Here is a 16124-nt window from a genome sequence, read left to right as displayed (position 1 = left end):
AATATTTACCGCACCGCTTGCAACATTTTATTTGTCGGGCTTCAATTGAAGCAATGCGACGAAAGAGGTGTGAGGGTGTCTGAACAGTTAGAATTTTTCCCAATTCAAAGCCCGTGCCGTGGGATCTGCCAGTCAGATGAACGCGGTTTTTGCCGCGGCTGCATGCGTAGCCGTGATGAACGATTTCAGTGGCAGCAATTAAGCGATGGGCAAAAACAAGAAGTGCTGCGGTTATGCCGCCAGCGGTTAGTGCGTAAATTGCGAGCAAACAAGACCATTCCCCCTGAAGAACCCCAACAACCCTCACTTTTTTAATTCCTTGATGCCGTTATACTCAGTCGCAGAATTCGTTTACTACTGAGGACAGGCTTTATGGTACAGCGCATTACGATTTCCCCGCAGGGCCCGGAATTTTCACGCCTGGTCATGGGGTATTGGCGTTTGATGGAGTGGAACATGTCCGCGCCACAGCTAGCCAGCTTTATTGAAGAGCATGTCGACTTAGGGATTACTACCGCTGATCACGCCGATATTTATGGCGGTTACCAGTGTGAAGCTGCATTTGGCGAAGCGATGCGCCTGGCACCGCACCTGCGGTCCAAAATGGAAATTGTCACCAAGTGCGGTATTGCCACTACGGCAAACCCAGGACACGCACTGGGTCACTACATTACCGATAAATCACACATTATCAGCCAGACTGAAAAATCGCTCGAGAACCTGGCAACCGATTATCTCGATCTTCTGTTGATCCACCGCCCTGATCCTTTGATGGATGCTGATGAAGTTGCAGAAGCCTTCACTTCGCTGCATCAGAGTGGAAAAGTGCGTCACTTTGGCGTGTCAAACTTTACCCCTGCGCAGTTTGCTTTGTTGCAATCGCGTTTGCCATTCACGCTTGCGACCAATCAGGTAGAAATCTCGCCGGTTCATCAGCCTACTATTCTCGACGGTACGCTGGACCAATGCCAACAGTTGCGCATACATCCGATGGCATGGTCATGCCTGGGTGGCGGTAGCCTGTTTAACGACGAAGCGTTCCAGCCGCTGCGTGATGAGCTGCAAGCCGTCGCAAATGAAATCGGCGCGGAAACTATCGAACAGGTGGTATACGCGTGGGTGATGCGACTGCCGTCTAAACCGTTGCCAATCATCGGTTCCGGTAAAATCGAACGCGTGCGTTCAGCAATTCATTCCTTAAGCCTGGATATGAGCCGCCAGCAGTGGTTCCGTATCCGTAAAGCTGCATTGGGTTACGACGTGCCTTAACCCGCAAAAACAGTTATCTCCCGGAGGATTCAACCTGTCTGACCTATGCTTAACAGGTTGAACGTGAATCCGGGAGTTAATATGAAGCGAATAAGTCTGGCTTTTTTAACGCTGTTTAGCTGTGCGGCTGTTCAGGCTGCGAGTACCGAAGTTCAAATGAATCTCGTCACGCCAAAAGGGATTGGCCACTCTCTTGGTACCGTGAAAATCACCGAAACCGATAAAGGGCTGGTCTTTGCGCCCGATCTCCGAACTCTACCTCCAGGCGAACATGGTTTTCATGTTCACACCAATGGCAGCTGTGAACCTGCAATGAAAGCTGGCAAACCTTCAGCTGCAGAGGCCGCTGGTGGCCATTTGGATCCTGATCATACTGGAAAACACATGGGGCCGATGGGTGTTGGACACCTGGGTGATTTGCCTGTACTTGTGGTCGATAACGATGGAAGTGCTACCGAACCGGTCACAGCGCCGCGCCTGAAAACGCTCGATGAAGTAAAAGGCAAAGCACTGATGGTGCATGTTGACGGCGATAATATGTCCGATCAACCCAAACCACTTGGTGGTGGTGGAGCACGTTACGCTTGCGGTGTCATTCAATAAAATCAGTGGCCGCCTGCCAGAGTTCCGGCAGGTGGCGCTTGTTCAAGCTGTGAAAGTGAGCAGTAGAGCCGCCAGATAATTCCCGCAAGCTCGCGTGCTGCCGGATTGTGATGATGTGCGAGTGTCTCAGACATTCGCTGCAATTCCTGTAACGTGGTTGCTAACGAGCGTTGTTGTACTCCGCGCTCACTCATGACATCCCTCAAGGTATGAATACACACATCGCGCACTTGTGAGAGCGGGTCGGAGCGTGTTTCCCATACTCGTAATTGCCACACCACATGAGAACAATTGAGTAAAACCACTCCCCAGCGCAGCAACCAGCGACGCGCCACTTCATCTTTACTGTTACTTAATTGGCTGATGTGGTGATAAACCAGCGATTCGAACTGGTTCTCAGAGTGCTGCGGCTTACGGCTTAACTGATCGACAAAACCGCGCCGCAAGGCACGAATATGACGGCGGCCTTTACGTGTGTCGGAGCCTGGGCGAAGAACTGAAAACGCAACCCAAGAAAGACCGACACCAATGATTTTTGCCAGATTGTCATTGAGGAAATCAGCTAAGTCATAAACCGGTGGATTAGTGACGGCGATAAATGACCCCATGAAAACAATTAATTGCCCCCACAGCCCTGCAAACTTGGGTTGTTGCAGTTTCAGCAGTTGCATTGTCGCCAGCAGCGGCAACAAGAAAATCAGGAATTGCCAGAGATCGGTGATCTGTACCATCAGGCCAAATTTGACCAGGAAGCTGAATAACGACAGCCATAACAGGGTGCGCATCAGTAGCGTAAGTGAGTTAAGCGGTGAGGCGACCGACGAATAGAGCACGCAGCTGATCGCCGCCAACAACAATGCGCCACTCCCGGCGTCCCATTGAGTGTTAATACACCATGCTCCGGTTACGGTTATCACGCAAAAGGTACGTAACGCGCTCCACAATGCTTCGGTATTATCGGTATGTCGTGCCAGCGGCGGCGTTTTTGGCGGGGTGAGTTGTGAAACCGGGGAGGCATTTTCCAGTTCACGCAACCAGCGGCTACTGTTCAGATACAACCAGCAGAAATAACGCAGGCGCCGCCAGAATGCCTGATGACGGTAATCAGCTTCGGGCCCAGGGGCAATCTGTTGCAACAGTCGGGCAACGGTATATTTATGGGTGCCTTCCCGCGCCAGCTCATTAATCAATGCTTCAAGAACCGGCCACAGGTTTTCCGGAGGATTTGGCCAGTTCATTAGCATACGTCGAAGGCTTGAGATTACGCTGGTCAGACGTAATTGTTGATGGATTAAATAATTGAGCAAATTATTCTGACGGCGGAAGCGGTAATGGCTCCAGAACGCCTGAATTCTCAATAGATTCATGGTTAGAATCTGCCCAATGACACCTTCGTGCGCAGTTCGAATGGCATCTGTGGTTTCTGGTTTCCACAACATTGATGCGTGCTCTAACAACCGTGCATGCATATTTCGCAACGCACTAAGAAGGGTGGTGCCATCTGAAGTACTGGGCAGCACCATCATCATAAATCCACCGCACAAAATCCCGACTATTACCTCGCAAACTCGTGCCTGAGTGATATCCCAAAGCTGGGTTGTTTCGACGGTATTGACCATCGGGAAAGCGATGATCGCAGCGGTGTAGCCCGCCAGCATAAAAGCATAGGCTACGTTGTTCTGGAAATGGCTGGAGCTCCAGGTGCAGAGTGCGAGCCAGGATGCCATCGCAAAGGTAAACAACCAGGGGTCGTTAAGTGTGTTTCCCGCAATAATCAAAGATGCCATCGCGCCAATCAGGCTACCGGCGACTCGTCCGAGACTTTTACTGACCACGCCACCAACAGTGGGGAAACTGACGACCGCTGCTGAGGTCATCGCCCAATAAGGTTCATCTAAATCCAGGTAGTAAGCGATGGTTAATGCGAGGCACATCGCAATGGCATTACGCAGGGCATAACGCCATTGCCCGGCGTTTGCTTTCCCCCAGGGCGTGTTTTTCCATGCCAGTGACGAGAGTTTCATCGCTTGATTCAGTGTTTAATTGAAACGGTGCAGGTGGTACCGGAAACCAGCGTAATACCTTGTGGGATTTGGTTTAGCTGAATGCGCACAGGCACGCGCTGAGCAAGGCGCACCCAGGGCACATTGGGTTTGATATCCGCCACCAAATCACTGTCGCTTTCAACACTTTGGTCATAAATGGCGCGGCCAATACTTTGCACCTTGCCTGATAACGGCACATTCCCGCTATAGAGCACAATTTCTGCTAGATCACCGGGATGAATATGGCGCAGTTTGGTTTCTTCAAAATACCCCACGACATAGAAAGAATGGCTGTCGACCAGCGCAAATACGGGCTGTCCTGAGGTCGCATAATTACCGGTACGCGTTGAAAGATTGGTTACCCAGCCATCAACAGGAGCGGTAACTGTTGTTTGAGAAATCTGCCATTTCGCCTGTTCAACGGTAGCTTCAGCGGCTTTTACGGCAGCTTGCGCGGCTTTGACATTAATATTTGCCGTGTCCATATCCTCGGCGGAAATGTAGTTGCGTGGCAGGTTTTTGCGGCGATTCGCTTCATTGCTGGCTTTTGACAGTTCGGACTGAGACTGAGCGAGTTGCGCCTCGGCATTAAGCTGCGCGATGTGATAAGGCGTTGCATCAATGGTGAATAGAACCGTTCCCGCTTTGACGAACTGGTTATCTTCAATATTCAGCTGAGTTATCGTTCCGGACACTTGCGGTGTGATGCTGACTTGCTCCGCCCGGACTTTCCCGTCTCGCGTCCAGGGGGATTGCATGTAATAATTCCATAACAGCCAGCCAACAATTATGGCTGCTGCGAAAATCACTAGCGTGGAAAAGTACTTTATTGTTTTCATATTCATGCTTTACCACACCACCAGAATTACAAGGGCTGCACTAACAGACAGCGAGAATAATGACAAATCCATCAACGTTGGATGCCAGATCTCGCCGGAATACATCCAGTCACGCAGCAGGTGATGCAAAATTAACCAGGTAAAAAAGCCGACGATAACCGCTTTAAAAAGAGGAGGGAAATAGATAGAAGCGCCAAACACCAGGTCCTGAAGAGGTAGCCCTGATGTTAAAAAATTGAAGCTCACGTCAGATAATCCTTTAAAATAGCGGGAAGACTGCCGTTTCCCCAGACTTAGATGTAAACTAAAAGTATAGCTGGTTGCATAACATCAGCAAAAATAAGGATTTTGTTTTTTCAAGTAAAGCCTGCACAATAGTTTAAAATCAGTATAATAAGTTAGCAAGCTAATTATAAGGAGATGAAATTGGAATCGCCATTAGGATCAGATCTGGCACGGTTGGTGCGCATTTGGCGTGCTCTGATTGACCATCGCCTGAAACCTCTGGAATTGACACAGACACATTGGGTTACGCTGCATAATATTCATCAGTTGCCGCCCGAGCAGTCGCAGATTCAGTTGGCCAAAGCGATCGGCATAGAGCAACCATCACTGGTCAGAACGCTTGATCAACTCGAAGAGAAAGGGCTGATTTCTCGTCAAACCTGCGCGAATGATCGTAGGGCAAAACGCATCAAACTCACTGAGCGTGCTGAGCCTATCATCAATGAGATGGAGACGGTTATCAAGAAAACGCGCGAGGAAATTTTGTTAGGTATCAACGCTGAAGAACAGACGCTGTTGCTTAATTTGATAAATCGGCTGGAAAAAAATATCGTTGATTTGCAGACGAAAGAATAAGTTTTTTATTGTAAGCCTCATCATTCGGTGAGGTTTTCTGTTTTGATTATTTGGCTAGCAAAGATGCGAAGAGGGGTGACCTGTAAACAAGTCACCCTTCATAATTAATTTGGCGAAACGGTAACCTGGCTGCCGTTGCTGGCAAGTCTTACACGTTGGCCCACAGTAAATTTGGTATCACCCTGTTTCTGAACGACCAGAATGGTGTTGCCATCGTCCTTACGGATTTCCAGTTCAACGCCCTGAGTTTTGTTCATCGCACCCTGAACGCTCTGACCCGCTACACCACCTGCCACTGCGCCCGCAGCGGTAGCCAGTGAACGACCTGTACCACCACCAACAGTGTTACCCAGGAAACCACCCAGCACAGCGCCACCAATTGCGCCCATCACATTTGAATCATTACCGGCCTGAATCTGAACCGGGCGTGCAGATACCAAAGTACCATAAGTGACGCTTTGTACTTGTTTAGCATCAGAAGCGCTATATACGTCGCCTGAAAGTGAGCTGGTGTTAGCGCAACCAGCCAGAGTTAACCCAACTAACGAGACTACCAGTATACGTGAAATCATTTGTGACTCTCCTGAACACTTGAAACGCTCAACTGAGCATCCTTCATGGCTAAATTATATGGTATTTAGGTGCTGAATTTAAAATAAGTTCAGACTATTAATAGCATTCATATTAGAAAAGCCTCACTTAACCGAGTATCAACCATTCATAAATAAATGTAATAGCGCCATCAATACCTATTTATAGAGTATTTTTGTTAAAAATTATTAAGTAACCATCGCATAGAATGCTAGTTTATGGTTGAGTTTATCCCCAATTTGGTAAGTCGAAAGGAGTAACAGATGAAATCAGGGCGTTATATCGGTGTGATGTCAGGCACCAGCCTGGACGGGATTGATGTCGTTCTGGCCGCGATTGATGAACATCTTGTTGCACAACAGGCAAGTTACAGCCATCCCATTCCTTTAGAGATAAAAAATGCCATTCTGGCGATTTGCCAGGGGCAGGCATTAACCCTTTCTCAGCTCGGCCAACTTGATAATCGCCTTGGTAAATTATTTGCTGAAGCTGTTCAGACATTGATGAACAACCAGGGCCTTACCTATACAGATATCACCGCAATTGGCTGCCACGGGCAAACCGTCTGGCACGAGCCACAAGGTGAAGCGGCGCATACCATGCAAATTGGGGATAACAATCAAATCGTTGCGCGTACAGGCGTGACTGTGGTTGGTGATTTCCGCCGTCGGGATATGGCTTTGGGTGGGCAGGGTGCTCCGCTGGTGCCTGCGTTCCATCATGCTTTGCTGGCGCATCCCTCGGAACATCGCATGGTGTTAAATATTGGCGGGATCGCTAATCTCTCTCTGCTTATCCCTGAACAGCCAGTTCGAGGGTTTGATACTGGCCCGGGAAACATGCTTATTGATGCGTGGATCTGGCGTCAACGCGGTAAAGCGTATGATAAAGACGCCCAATGGGCGAGCAGCGGCAAAGTCATTCTCCCATTATTGCAGCAGATGCTTAGCGATCCATACTTTGCCATGCCTGCGCCAAAGAGCACTGGCCGTGAGTATTTCAATTATGGATGGCTTGAGCGCCAGTTAGCCGCATTCCCGGGGCTTGCTGGTGAAGATATTCAGGCAACGCTCACGGAACTGACAGCTGTTACTATTTCAGAGCAAGTATTGCTAAGCGGCGGTTGTGAGCGGCTGATGGTATGCGGTGGTGGAAGCCGTAATCCATTGTTGATGGCCCGTTTGAGTGGGTTGCTGCCAGGTATCGAAGTCACGGCGACAGATGAGGCCGGAATTAGCGGTGACGATATGGAGGCGCTGGCATTCGCCTGGCTTGCTTATCGTACTATGTCAGGTCTGCCAGGAAACTTGCCTTCGGTCACTGGGGCGTCTGCAGCAAGCGTGATTGGCGCAATTTTCCCAGCCAACCCGCTGTACTTACCCTAATTAGTTCGCGCGGCTGAACGTCGCCAATAAAAAGGTAACTTGAATTATGATGAGCATAATCAGAGTTAACTGAAATTCACTACCGCACTAAATCTCTAAACTGAAGGTAATGGGGGACGGTACTATCCCCCGCTATAAAAAAAAGAACTTCAGGACATGCAGATGAAAAAACTACTTATTGCCGCCATTCCCTTCATGCTTTCAGGATGTAGCTACTACAACACCTTTGTTGAGAAGATGCAGACGGATACTCTGCAATATCAGTGTGATGAAAAACCGCTTACCGTTAAATTAAATAACCAAAAGCAGATGGTGAACTTTGTTTATGACAACGAATATTTGTCGCTGACACAAGGTTTGTCCGCATCAGGTGCGCGCTATACCGATGGTGTTTATGTATTCTGGTCGAAGGGTGATACCGCAACGGTGTACCGCAAAGACACGGTCGTGCTGGATGATTGCCAGCTTCAAAATCCGAAACATTGATACTCTTCATACTTCAAGTTGCAGGGGCGTTGGCTGCGCTTACTCACCCCAGCCACTTACTCAAGTAAGCTCCTGGGGCCTCGTTCGTTTACCGCCTGCCTGCAACCTGAATTATTTTGAGTAGAGATTTTTGAGGGTGGAGCGCACAATAGCTCCACCTGACAATTGCCTGACGTAACGCCATGTCTGATAACGACTCTTTGCAACAAATTGCGCATTTGCGCCGCGAATACACCAAAGGTGGTTTGCGCCGCAATGATCTTACCGAACAACCTCTGCCTTTGTTTGAACGATGGTTAGCTCAGGCATGTGATGCTAAACTTGCCGACCCTACCGCGATGGTCGTGGCAACCGTTGATGAAAGCGGCCAGCCGTATCAGCGCATTGTGTTGCTCAAACATTTCGATGACCGGGGTTTGGTGTTTTACACCAACCTCGGTTCCCGCAAAGCACATCATCTGGAAACTAATCCGCGCATCAGCCTGCATTTCCCGTGGCATATGCTGGATCGCCAGGTGATGGTACTAGGTACAGCGGAGCGTTTATCGACTCTTGAAGTGATGAAGTATTTCCACAGTCGCCCGCGCGATAGCCAGATTGGCGCCTGGGTTTCAAAACAGTCCAGCCGTATTTCCGCGCGCGGTATTCTGGAAAGTAAATTCCTCGAGCTGAAACAGAAATTCCAGCAAGGCGAAATTCCACTGCCGAGCTTCTGGGGCGGTTATCGCGTAACAATTGAGCAAATGGAATTCTGGCAGGGTGGCGAACACCGTCTGCACGATCGTTTTTTATACCAGCGCGAAGGCGAAGCCTGGAAAATAGACCGCCTGGCTCCGTAGCATCGGGAATTTGTTGTGTTAAGCGCTGGTACTCCACGTGCCAGCTCTCTATTATATGTCCCCTAAGAAATTAACTCCTTTCGCCACCAGGCGAAAAACCGTGTACCGGTAAAGGTGCAGTCGTATATAGATGGAGAATTTGATGGCAGGCATCAATTTGATAAAACAATTGCAAGAGCGGGGCTTAGTCGCCCAGGTAACGGATGAAGAAGCGTTAGCACAGCGACTGGCGCAAGGGCCAATTGCGCTGTATTGCGGCTTCGATCCTACCGCTGACAGCTTGCATTTGGGCCATCTGGTTCCACTGCTGTGCCTGAAACGCTTCCAGGAAGCAGGCCACAAACCGGTTGCACTGGTGGGTGGTGCGACAGGTCTGATTGGCGACCCAAGTTTTAAAGCCGTTGAGCGTAAACTCAACACTGAAGATACCGTGCAAGAGTGGGTGGAAAAAATCCGCCGCCAGGTTGCACCGTTCCTCGATTTCGATTGTGGCGAAAACTCAGCCGTTGCGGCGAATAACTACGACTGGTTTGGCGGCATGAGCGTGCTGACCTTCCTGCGTGATATCGGCAAACACTTCTCTGTTAACCAGATGATTAACAAAGAAGCCGTGAAGCAGCGTCTGAACCGTGACGATGTAGGTATCTCCTTTACCGAGTTTTCCTACAATCTGCTGCAAGGTTATGACTTTGCATGCCTGAACAAACTGCACGGCGTTGTGCTGCAAATTGGCGGTTCCGACCAGTGGGGTAACATCACCTCCGGTATCGACTTAACTCGCCGTCTGCATCAGCAACAAGCGTTTGGTCTGACTGTGCCGTTGATTACTAAATCAGATGGCACCAAATTCGGTAAAACCGAAGGCGGCGCAGTATGGCTTGATCCGAAGAAAACCAGCCCGTACAAGTTCTACCAGTTCTGGATCAACACCGCTGACTCTGATGTATATCGCTTCCTGAAATTCTTCACCTTCATGAGCCTCGAAGAAATCGACGCGCTGGAAGAAGAAGATAAAAATAGCGGCACTGCACCACGTGCACAGTACGTACTGGCAGAGCAGGTGACTCGCCTGGTTCACGGCGAAGAAGGTCTTGAAGCGGCTAAACGTATTACCGCCAGCCTGTTTAACGGCAACCTAAGCGATTTGACTGAAGCCGACCTTGAGCAACTGGCTCAGGATGGTGTACCGATGGTTGAAATGGATCGTGGGGCTGATCTGCAACAAGCTCTGGTTGATTCCGAACTGCAACCATCTCGTGGTCAGGCGCGTAAAACCATCGCGCAAAATGCTATTACCATCAACGGTGAGAAGCAGTCTGACCCGGAATATACCTTTGCTGATAGCGATATTCTGTTCAATCGCTACACCTTACTGCGCCGGGGTAAGAAAAATTACTGCCTCGTTTGCTGGAAGTAATTAAGAAAGATCAGAAGGGCGTGGGAAACCACGCCCTTTATTTTTAGTCGATTTGTTTACACACAACCAGAACCAATATCGTTCCATCCGAGTAGAAAAATGAAAAACATCCTTGCCATCCAGTCCCATGTGGTTTTCGGTCACGCAGGCAATAGTGCCGCCGAATTCCCGATGCGCCGTCTGGGCGCCAATGTATGGTCATTGAACACTGTTCAGTTCTCCAACCATACCCAATACGGAAAATGGACTGGTAGCGTGATGCCTGCCAGCCACCTAAGCGACATTGTGCAAGGAATTGCGGACATCGGGCAGCTTAAACGTTGTGACGCGGTGTTGAGTGGTTACCTTGGCTCTGCTGAGCAGGGCGAACATATTCTTTCTATTGTTCGTAAAACGAAAGAGGCCAATCCGCAGGCGAAGTATTTTTGCGACCCGGTAATGGGCCATCCTGAAAAAGGCTGCATCGTCGCCCCTGGTGTTGCCGAATTCCATACGCGCTATGCGTTGCCAGCCAGTGATATTATTGCCCCAAACCTGATTGAGCTTGAGATCCTGAGCGGTCATGCGGTTAACTCTGTTGATGAAGCGGTTTCGACTGCGAGAGAACTCATCGCGAAAGGCCCGGAAATCGTGTTGGTGAAACACCTTGCGCGTGCGGCATATCAGCAGGATCGCTTTGAGATGTTGTTGGTGACTGCGGACGAAGCCTGGCATATTCACCGTCCGCTGGTGGATTTTGGCGAACGTCAGCCCGTCGGCGTTGGCGATGTGACCAGTGGTCTGCTGTTGGTTAAATTGTTGCAGGGTGCAACGCTTCGTGAGGCTCTGGAACATGTCACTGCTGCGGTTTATGACATTATGGTCGTGACGAAGAAAATGGAAGAGTACGAACTGCAACTGGTTGCGGCCCAGGAAGGCATTGCGAAACCAGAGCATTATTTCACCGCGGTGAAGCTATAAAACATAAACGCCCTTAACAGAGGGCGTTTTCAATTACCGACTCGTTAAATCCCTTCAGCCGTTAGAGCCGCCGCAACAGCCGGACGCGCTTTCATTCGTTCCATAAACGCATCGATATTGGTCAAGCCTTCCAGGTCTAACTTGACCGCGCCTGCCCAGCGCAACACAGTAAACAGATACGCATCTGCCACGCTAAAGCGCAGCCCCATCAGCCACTGTTTATCGTTCAACTCTTCGTTAACGTATTTAAATTTCTTCTCAAGCGCTGCTCGAGTAATGGTTTTGAACTCTTCAGGCGTTGCCGGGTTAAACAATGGCGAGAAACCTTTATGCAGTTCGGTGGCGATGTAGTTCAACCATTCCAGCGTGTGGTAGCGCGTCATGCTACCTGAAGGGGCAAGTAACTGGCGGTCAGGCACTTTATCTGCCAGGTATTGCACAATTGCCACGCCTTCGGTCAGCAGTGAACCATCGTCTAGCAGCAGTGCCGGGACTTGGCCCTTGGCATTAATTTCAAGGTAATCATCACCAGCTTCGGTTGTCTTTGCGGCTAAATCGACTTTCACCAGTGAGAAATCAACACCGGTTTCGCGCAGGATAATGTGTGGGGAGAGGGAACAGGCACCAGCTTTATAATACAGTTTCATTACTGAACTCCTATGGGGCGCTAAGATACCCTATGTTAGTGCGCATATGGGCAAAAAAAAAGCCGTTAGCGATAAAAGCTAACGGCTGAAAATAACATGTTCCCCGCTACATTACGCGGTAGCTGTTTCCTTAGAGGTCTCAGCTTTTTCGTCAACCTGCTGTGCCATACGGTTCAGCTTAGGCGCAGTGAGCATCATCAGAACCGCGATAACAGCGGTAGCAATACCAATCTGCATGAACACGTGACCATATACAGCCAGTGATTGCAGTGGGTCGGTTACGTTTTCTGGAACAGCCATCAGGTTCGCAACTTTACCTGCAATGATTGCAGCACCAGCAGTAGTCAGGAACCAGCTACCCATGATGAAGCCCATCAGGCGCTGTGGAACCAGCTGTGCAACCATAGCCAGGCCCAGACCGGAAATCATCAGCTCACCGATACTCTGCAGCGCATAGCTCAGAATCAACCAGCTTACAGACACGATACCTGCATCAGATGCGAATTTCGCACCCAGTGGCAGCACCAGGAAGGCCAGGGAACACAGGATCATACCGAACGCAAATTTGTGCGGCATCGGCATGCGGTCGCCCATTTTGTTGTAGATAGCAGCCAAAATCGGGCTACCAATCATGATCCAGAATGGGTTCAGTGCCTGGAACTGCTCAGGTTCGAACATCACACCCAGAATGGAGTGCTCAACGTTACGAATCGCAAAGAAGTTCAGAGAGGTTGGCATTTGGCTATACAGCACGAAGAACACAATTGCTTCAACCATCAGAATGAAGGCAACAATCATCTTACGACGAGCCGCGCCCTGCATTGCGAAAGCTTCTTTAGCAAAGATAATCACGATGCCCAGAGCGACTACGCCCAGAACCATACGTGCGATGCCTTGGTTGTGCAGCAGCCAGGTTGCCGCAGTAACCAGCACCAGAACACCCACAATAGTGGCGCCCAGTTTGCCAAAATTCACCGGCTGGAAGTCAGGTTTAGAACCGTGGTTTTTGACCCACTTCTTACAGAACATAAAGTTCACGAGAGTGATCAGCATACCCACGAAGCTCAGGGAGAACGCAACGCTCCAGCCATACTTCGCTGCAAGCCATGGAGTGGCAAGCATAGAGAAGAATGAACCGATGTTGATGGACATGTAGTACATAGTAAATGCACCGTCCAAACGCGGATCATCTTTATCGTAGCAAGTAGAAAGCAGGGAGGATGGGTTAGCCTTAAACAGACCGTTACCCACAGCGATAGTCGCCATACCCATATACACCACAGCCACATCGTGACCGGAGTAAGCTACCAGCGCGTAACCGATAGCCAGTACGATAGTACCGAGCACAATGACGCGCTTGGTGCCGAGAACTTTATCGCCTAACCAACCACCGATAGCGACCATTCCGTAGACCAGTGCGCTGAAGGAGGAGAAAAGGGTGATGGAGTCAGCTTCGGACATACCCAGCATTTTGACCAGGTAAACGGCCATAATACCTTGCAGACCGTAGTAGCCAAAACGCTCCCACAATTCGATAGAGAAAATCAGATAGAACGATTTAGGTTGTTTGAAAGCATTCAGACTAATGCTTTCTGCTGGTTTCTTGTTTGCAGTCGACACATATACCTCTTTTTTTACATCCCAATTTAACAGGAGTTTTCTAAGCGTCATGCCAGCGGCATTCGCTTTTTTAGTTATAAGAAAGGGGAAACGGCGGGTAATGTTCACTATCCTGCGGCTTCAGGCAAGGGGTTTGTAATACTCTGTTACATATATCTCTCGCGGAATAAAGCTCCAAAAAGCAAATTGTTATTCAGCGTTAAATTTTATCAAAATGCGCTTTGCCGATTTATTCTCTTTGGTAATGCTAAAAAAAATTCATTTTAGTTATATATTCTGCTTTATGGTCGAATGTGTAGTGATATGGGCGGGGTGTAAAGATTTGTGCAGCCTATTGTACTGCTTAAGTTAGCTAATCACTGAGGAATGCGAGGTTATTTGTTTCATTTTTATGACCTAAATTTAACATTGAGTTATCAGTGTGATCTGCGTCACATAGTTATGGAAAATTCTTATCGTAAAAAAACGATTAACCTGTTGGGGTGATTATTCACCACATGATTAAACCGAAACGGTAATGATTCGTAGAATAAAACAATACATTAGATGCGGCAGACAGCGATGTGGGAATGAACAAGAAACTAACCTGCCACTTACGCAGCAGGTGGGAAGGGGATTAGATATCGACTTTCTCTTTGAATTCACACAGATCTTCAATGATGCACGAACCACAGCGCGGCTTGCGAGCTATACAGGTATAACGGCCGTGCAAAATGAGCCAGTGATGGCAATCGACTTTAAATTCTGCCGGAACCACTTTCAGTAGTTTTTCCTCGACCTGCTCAACGTTCTTGCCCGGAGCAAAGTTGGTGCGGTTACATACACGGAAGATATGAGTATCTACGGCGATAGTGGGCCATCCAAAGGCAGTGTTAAGCACCACGTTCGCTGTTTTGCGACCAACGCCCGGCAATGCTTCGAGTGCCGCTCTGTCTTCGGGGACCTCACCGTTATGCAGCTCAATCAACATCCGGCATGTCTTGATGATGTTCTCGGCCTTACTGTTAAAAAGGCCAATGGTTCTGATGTATGACTTAATACCGTCAACACCCAGATCCAACATAGCCTGTGGTGTATTAGCCACAGGATAGAGCTTCGCCGTTGCCTTATTGACGCTGACATCCGTCGCCTGGGCTGATAGCAACACGGCTATCAGTAATTCGAAGGGGGAACTGAATTGTAACTCAGTGGTAGGGTGAGGATTGTTGTCACGCAGGCGCGTGAGGATCTCTAACCGTTTACTCTTATTCATAACGCTTTCTCTGGATTACCTTCCATTGCGGCAGCTTGCGCTGCGCGGCGCGTTTTCATTTTTTCATCAATAAGATACTTAACTGCCAGCATTAAACCCAGTCCGATAAATGCGCCGGGTGGCAACATTGCCAACAGGAAAGGGGTATCAGTGTGGAAAACTTCAATGCGCAGGACTTTTGCCCAACTCCCCAGCAGCGCATCGGCACCATCGAACAACGTCCCATTACCAATGATTTCACGCAACGAGCCTAAAACAAACATTGCGCTGGTGGCACCCATGCCAATGGCTAAACCATCCAAAGCGGCAAGCGGCACACTATTTTTTGCAGCAAACGCCTCGGCTCGACCAATAACGATGCAGTTTGTAACAATCAATGGAATGAAAATCCCCAACGATTGATACAAACCGTAAGCGTAGGCATTGATCAGCATCTGAACGGTACTAACTACCGAGGCGATGATCATGACATAAATTGGAATACGAATTTCTGTCGGCACCCAACGACGTAGGGCAGATACGGCACTGTTGGTTAACACTAATACCAGCGTAGTCGCAAGTCCAAGGCCAAGAGCGTTGGTGGCAGTAGAGGTGACCGCCAACAGTGGGCAAAGGCCTAATAACTGCACCAGAGCCGAGTTATTTTTCCATAATCCCTGAACGACAATATCTTTTACTTCGCTCATGGTTGAGCTCCACAGGCTGGAAGATTATCAACTTGCGATGGCAGTGTTTTGGCGAATAATCCCGCTCGTTTTACCGCATTGACAACTGCGCGAGGGGTAATGGTCGCGCCGGTAAACTGATCAAACTGACCGCCATCTTTTTTTACCGCCCAGCTTGAATCGTCATTGCCTTGAATTGTCTTGCCGGCAAAATGCGTGATCCAGTCACTCAGACGTGTTTCGATTTTATCGCCAAGGCCGGGGGTTTCATGATGTTCAGTGACACGTGAGCCCAACACTTTGCCGTTAAAATCAGCCGCGACCAGCAATTGAATGGCGCCAGAATAACCATCAGGGGCGGTGGTTTCCATGACAACCGCAACCGGTTGTTCACTTTTACGCGCCACATAAATATGGCGTTCGCTTTTGCCTAACGGTGAATCATTGACGACGACACAACTGGCCTGAATATTGTTGTCATAGATATCGGTCGAAATCACCTGATCAAACAATAGCTTCTGCTGGGCAACAGCTTGTTGTTCGATAGTGTTTTTCGTTAAGGCATTGACGACCGCAGTTAGTCCGGTTGCCAATATCGCAAACAGAGCCAAAGTAACGCCATGTTTTTGCATCGTTTTTAGCATG

The 16124-nt window shown here is 49.0% G+C and carries 18 protein-coding genes; 9 read left to right on the top strand and 9 right to left on the bottom strand.

What is annotated here, in order from left to right; all coding sequences use genetic code 11:
- The first annotated feature begins 75 nt into the window (after nt 1-75).
- The 3 genes from M977_RS01390 (at nt 76) to sodC (ending at nt 1872) form a co-directional block, all read left to right on the top strand.
- On the top strand, nt 76-315 hold the full coding sequence (locus M977_RS01390; protein WP_064511760.1) for a DUF1289 domain-containing protein: 240 nt from the start codon (nt 76-78) through the stop codon (nt 313-315).
- A gap of 57 nt (nt 316-372) precedes the next feature.
- On the top strand, nt 373-1269 hold the full coding sequence (locus M977_RS01385) for an aldo/keto reductase (RefSeq protein WP_034455376.1): 897 nt from the start codon (nt 373-375) through the stop codon (nt 1267-1269).
- Nucleotides 1270-1350: 81 nt separating this feature from the next.
- Complete coding sequence (gene sodC / locus M977_RS01380) at nt 1351-1872, top strand: superoxide dismutase [Cu-Zn] SodC (protein WP_064511759.1); 522 nt, start codon at nt 1351-1353, stop codon at nt 1870-1872.
- Between the two features lie 2 nt (nt 1873-1874).
- On the opposite strand, the gene M977_RS01375 is transcribed toward sodC, so the two are convergent.
- From M977_RS01375 to M977_RS01365, 3 genes are read right to left on the bottom strand one after another with little or no spacing between them, the layout of a single operon-like run.
- Nucleotides 1875-3896 (bottom strand): FUSC family protein, encoded by a 2022-nt coding sequence (locus M977_RS01375; RefSeq protein WP_064511758.1) that lies wholly within the window; start codon nt 3894-3896, stop codon nt 1875-1877.
- A gap of 8 nt (nt 3897-3904) precedes the next feature.
- Entirely contained in the window at nt 3905-4762 is an 858-nt protein-coding gene (locus tag M977_RS01370; RefSeq protein WP_064511757.1) for an efflux RND transporter periplasmic adaptor subunit, read from the bottom strand.
- Nucleotides 4763-4765: 3 nt separating this feature from the next.
- Nucleotides 4766-5002 (bottom strand): DUF1656 domain-containing protein, encoded by a 237-nt coding sequence (locus M977_RS01365; RefSeq protein WP_064511756.1) that lies wholly within the window; start codon nt 5000-5002, stop codon nt 4766-4768.
- 174 nt (nt 5003-5176) lie between these two features.
- On the opposite strand from M977_RS01365, the gene slyA reads away from it, so the two are divergent.
- Complete coding sequence (slyA, locus tag M977_RS01360) at nt 5177-5617, top strand: transcriptional regulator SlyA (protein ID WP_034455381.1); 441 nt, start codon at nt 5177-5179, stop codon at nt 5615-5617.
- Between the two features lie 104 nt (nt 5618-5721).
- Here slyA and slyB read toward each other — a convergent pair whose 3' ends face one another.
- On the bottom strand, nt 5722-6189 hold the full coding sequence (slyB, locus tag M977_RS01355) for an outer membrane lipoprotein SlyB (protein ID WP_064511755.1): 468 nt from the start codon (nt 6187-6189) through the stop codon (nt 5722-5724).
- A gap of 282 nt (nt 6190-6471) precedes the next feature.
- Here slyB and anmK point away from each other — a divergent pair, with 282 nt between their 5' ends.
- The 5 genes from anmK (at nt 6472) to pdxY (ending at nt 11295) form a co-directional block, all read left to right on the top strand.
- Nucleotides 6472-7593: an anhydro-N-acetylmuramic acid kinase gene (gene anmK, locus M977_RS01350; RefSeq protein ID WP_064511754.1), complete on the top strand. Its 1122-nt coding sequence runs from the start codon at nt 6472-6474 to the stop codon at nt 7591-7593.
- 162 nt (nt 7594-7755) lie between these two features.
- Nucleotides 7756-8079: a C-type lysozyme inhibitor gene (gene mliC, locus M977_RS01345; protein ID WP_064511753.1), complete on the top strand. Its 324-nt coding sequence runs from the start codon at nt 7756-7758 to the stop codon at nt 8077-8079.
- A gap of 182 nt (nt 8080-8261) precedes the next feature.
- Nucleotides 8262-8918, top strand: a complete 657-nt coding sequence (gene pdxH, locus M977_RS01340) for a pyridoxamine 5'-phosphate oxidase (protein ID WP_064511752.1) — start codon at nt 8262-8264, stop codon at nt 8916-8918.
- Nucleotides 8919-9060: 142 nt separating this feature from the next.
- Nucleotides 9061-10335: a tyrosine--tRNA ligase gene (gene tyrS, locus M977_RS01335; RefSeq protein ID WP_064511751.1), complete on the top strand. Its 1275-nt coding sequence runs from the start codon at nt 9061-9063 to the stop codon at nt 10333-10335.
- 99 nt (nt 10336-10434) lie between these two features.
- Nucleotides 10435-11295: a pyridoxal kinase PdxY gene (gene pdxY / locus M977_RS01330; protein ID WP_064511750.1), complete on the top strand. Its 861-nt coding sequence runs from the start codon at nt 10435-10437 to the stop codon at nt 11293-11295.
- A 44-nt stretch (nt 11296-11339) separates the two neighbouring features.
- Here the strand turns inward: pdxY and gstA are convergent, their stop codons facing one another.
- The 5 genes from gstA to rsxG all read right to left on the bottom strand — a co-directional run bounded on the left by gstA (nt 11340) and on the right by rsxG (nt 16123).
- Complete coding sequence (gstA, locus tag M977_RS01325) at nt 11340-11942, bottom strand: glutathione transferase GstA (RefSeq protein WP_064511749.1); 603 nt, start codon at nt 11940-11942, stop codon at nt 11340-11342.
- Nucleotides 11943-12053: 111 nt separating this feature from the next.
- Nucleotides 12054-13562, bottom strand: a complete 1509-nt coding sequence (gene dtpA / locus M977_RS01320; protein ID WP_064511884.1) for a dipeptide/tripeptide permease DtpA — start codon at nt 13560-13562, stop codon at nt 12054-12056.
- Nucleotides 13563-14178: 616 nt separating this feature from the next.
- Nucleotides 14179-14814: an endonuclease III gene (nth, locus tag M977_RS01315; RefSeq protein ID WP_064511748.1), complete on the bottom strand. Its 636-nt coding sequence runs from the start codon at nt 14812-14814 to the stop codon at nt 14179-14181.
- Complete coding sequence (locus M977_RS01310; RefSeq protein ID WP_064511747.1) at nt 14811-15500, bottom strand: electron transport complex subunit E; 690 nt, start codon at nt 15498-15500, stop codon at nt 14811-14813. Before M977_RS01310 ends, nth begins: the two co-directional genes overlap by 4 nt.
- Nucleotides 15497-16123 carry an electron transport complex subunit RsxG gene (gene rsxG, locus M977_RS01305; protein WP_064511746.1) on the bottom strand — a complete coding sequence of 209 codons (627 nt, stop codon included), beginning with the start codon at nt 16121-16123 and terminating at the stop codon, nt 15497-15499. The genes M977_RS01310 and rsxG overlap by 4 nt, the downstream gene beginning before the upstream one ends.
- Between the last annotated feature and the right edge of the window lies 1 nt (nt 16124).

It is taken from the genome of Buttiauxella gaviniae ATCC 51604 (genome assembly GCF_001654835.1).
Lineage (GTDB): Bacteria > Pseudomonadota > Gammaproteobacteria > Enterobacterales > Enterobacteriaceae > Buttiauxella > Buttiauxella gaviniae.
Note: the sequence above shows the minus strand (reverse complement) of the source record. Positions and strands in the feature narration are given on the sequence as shown.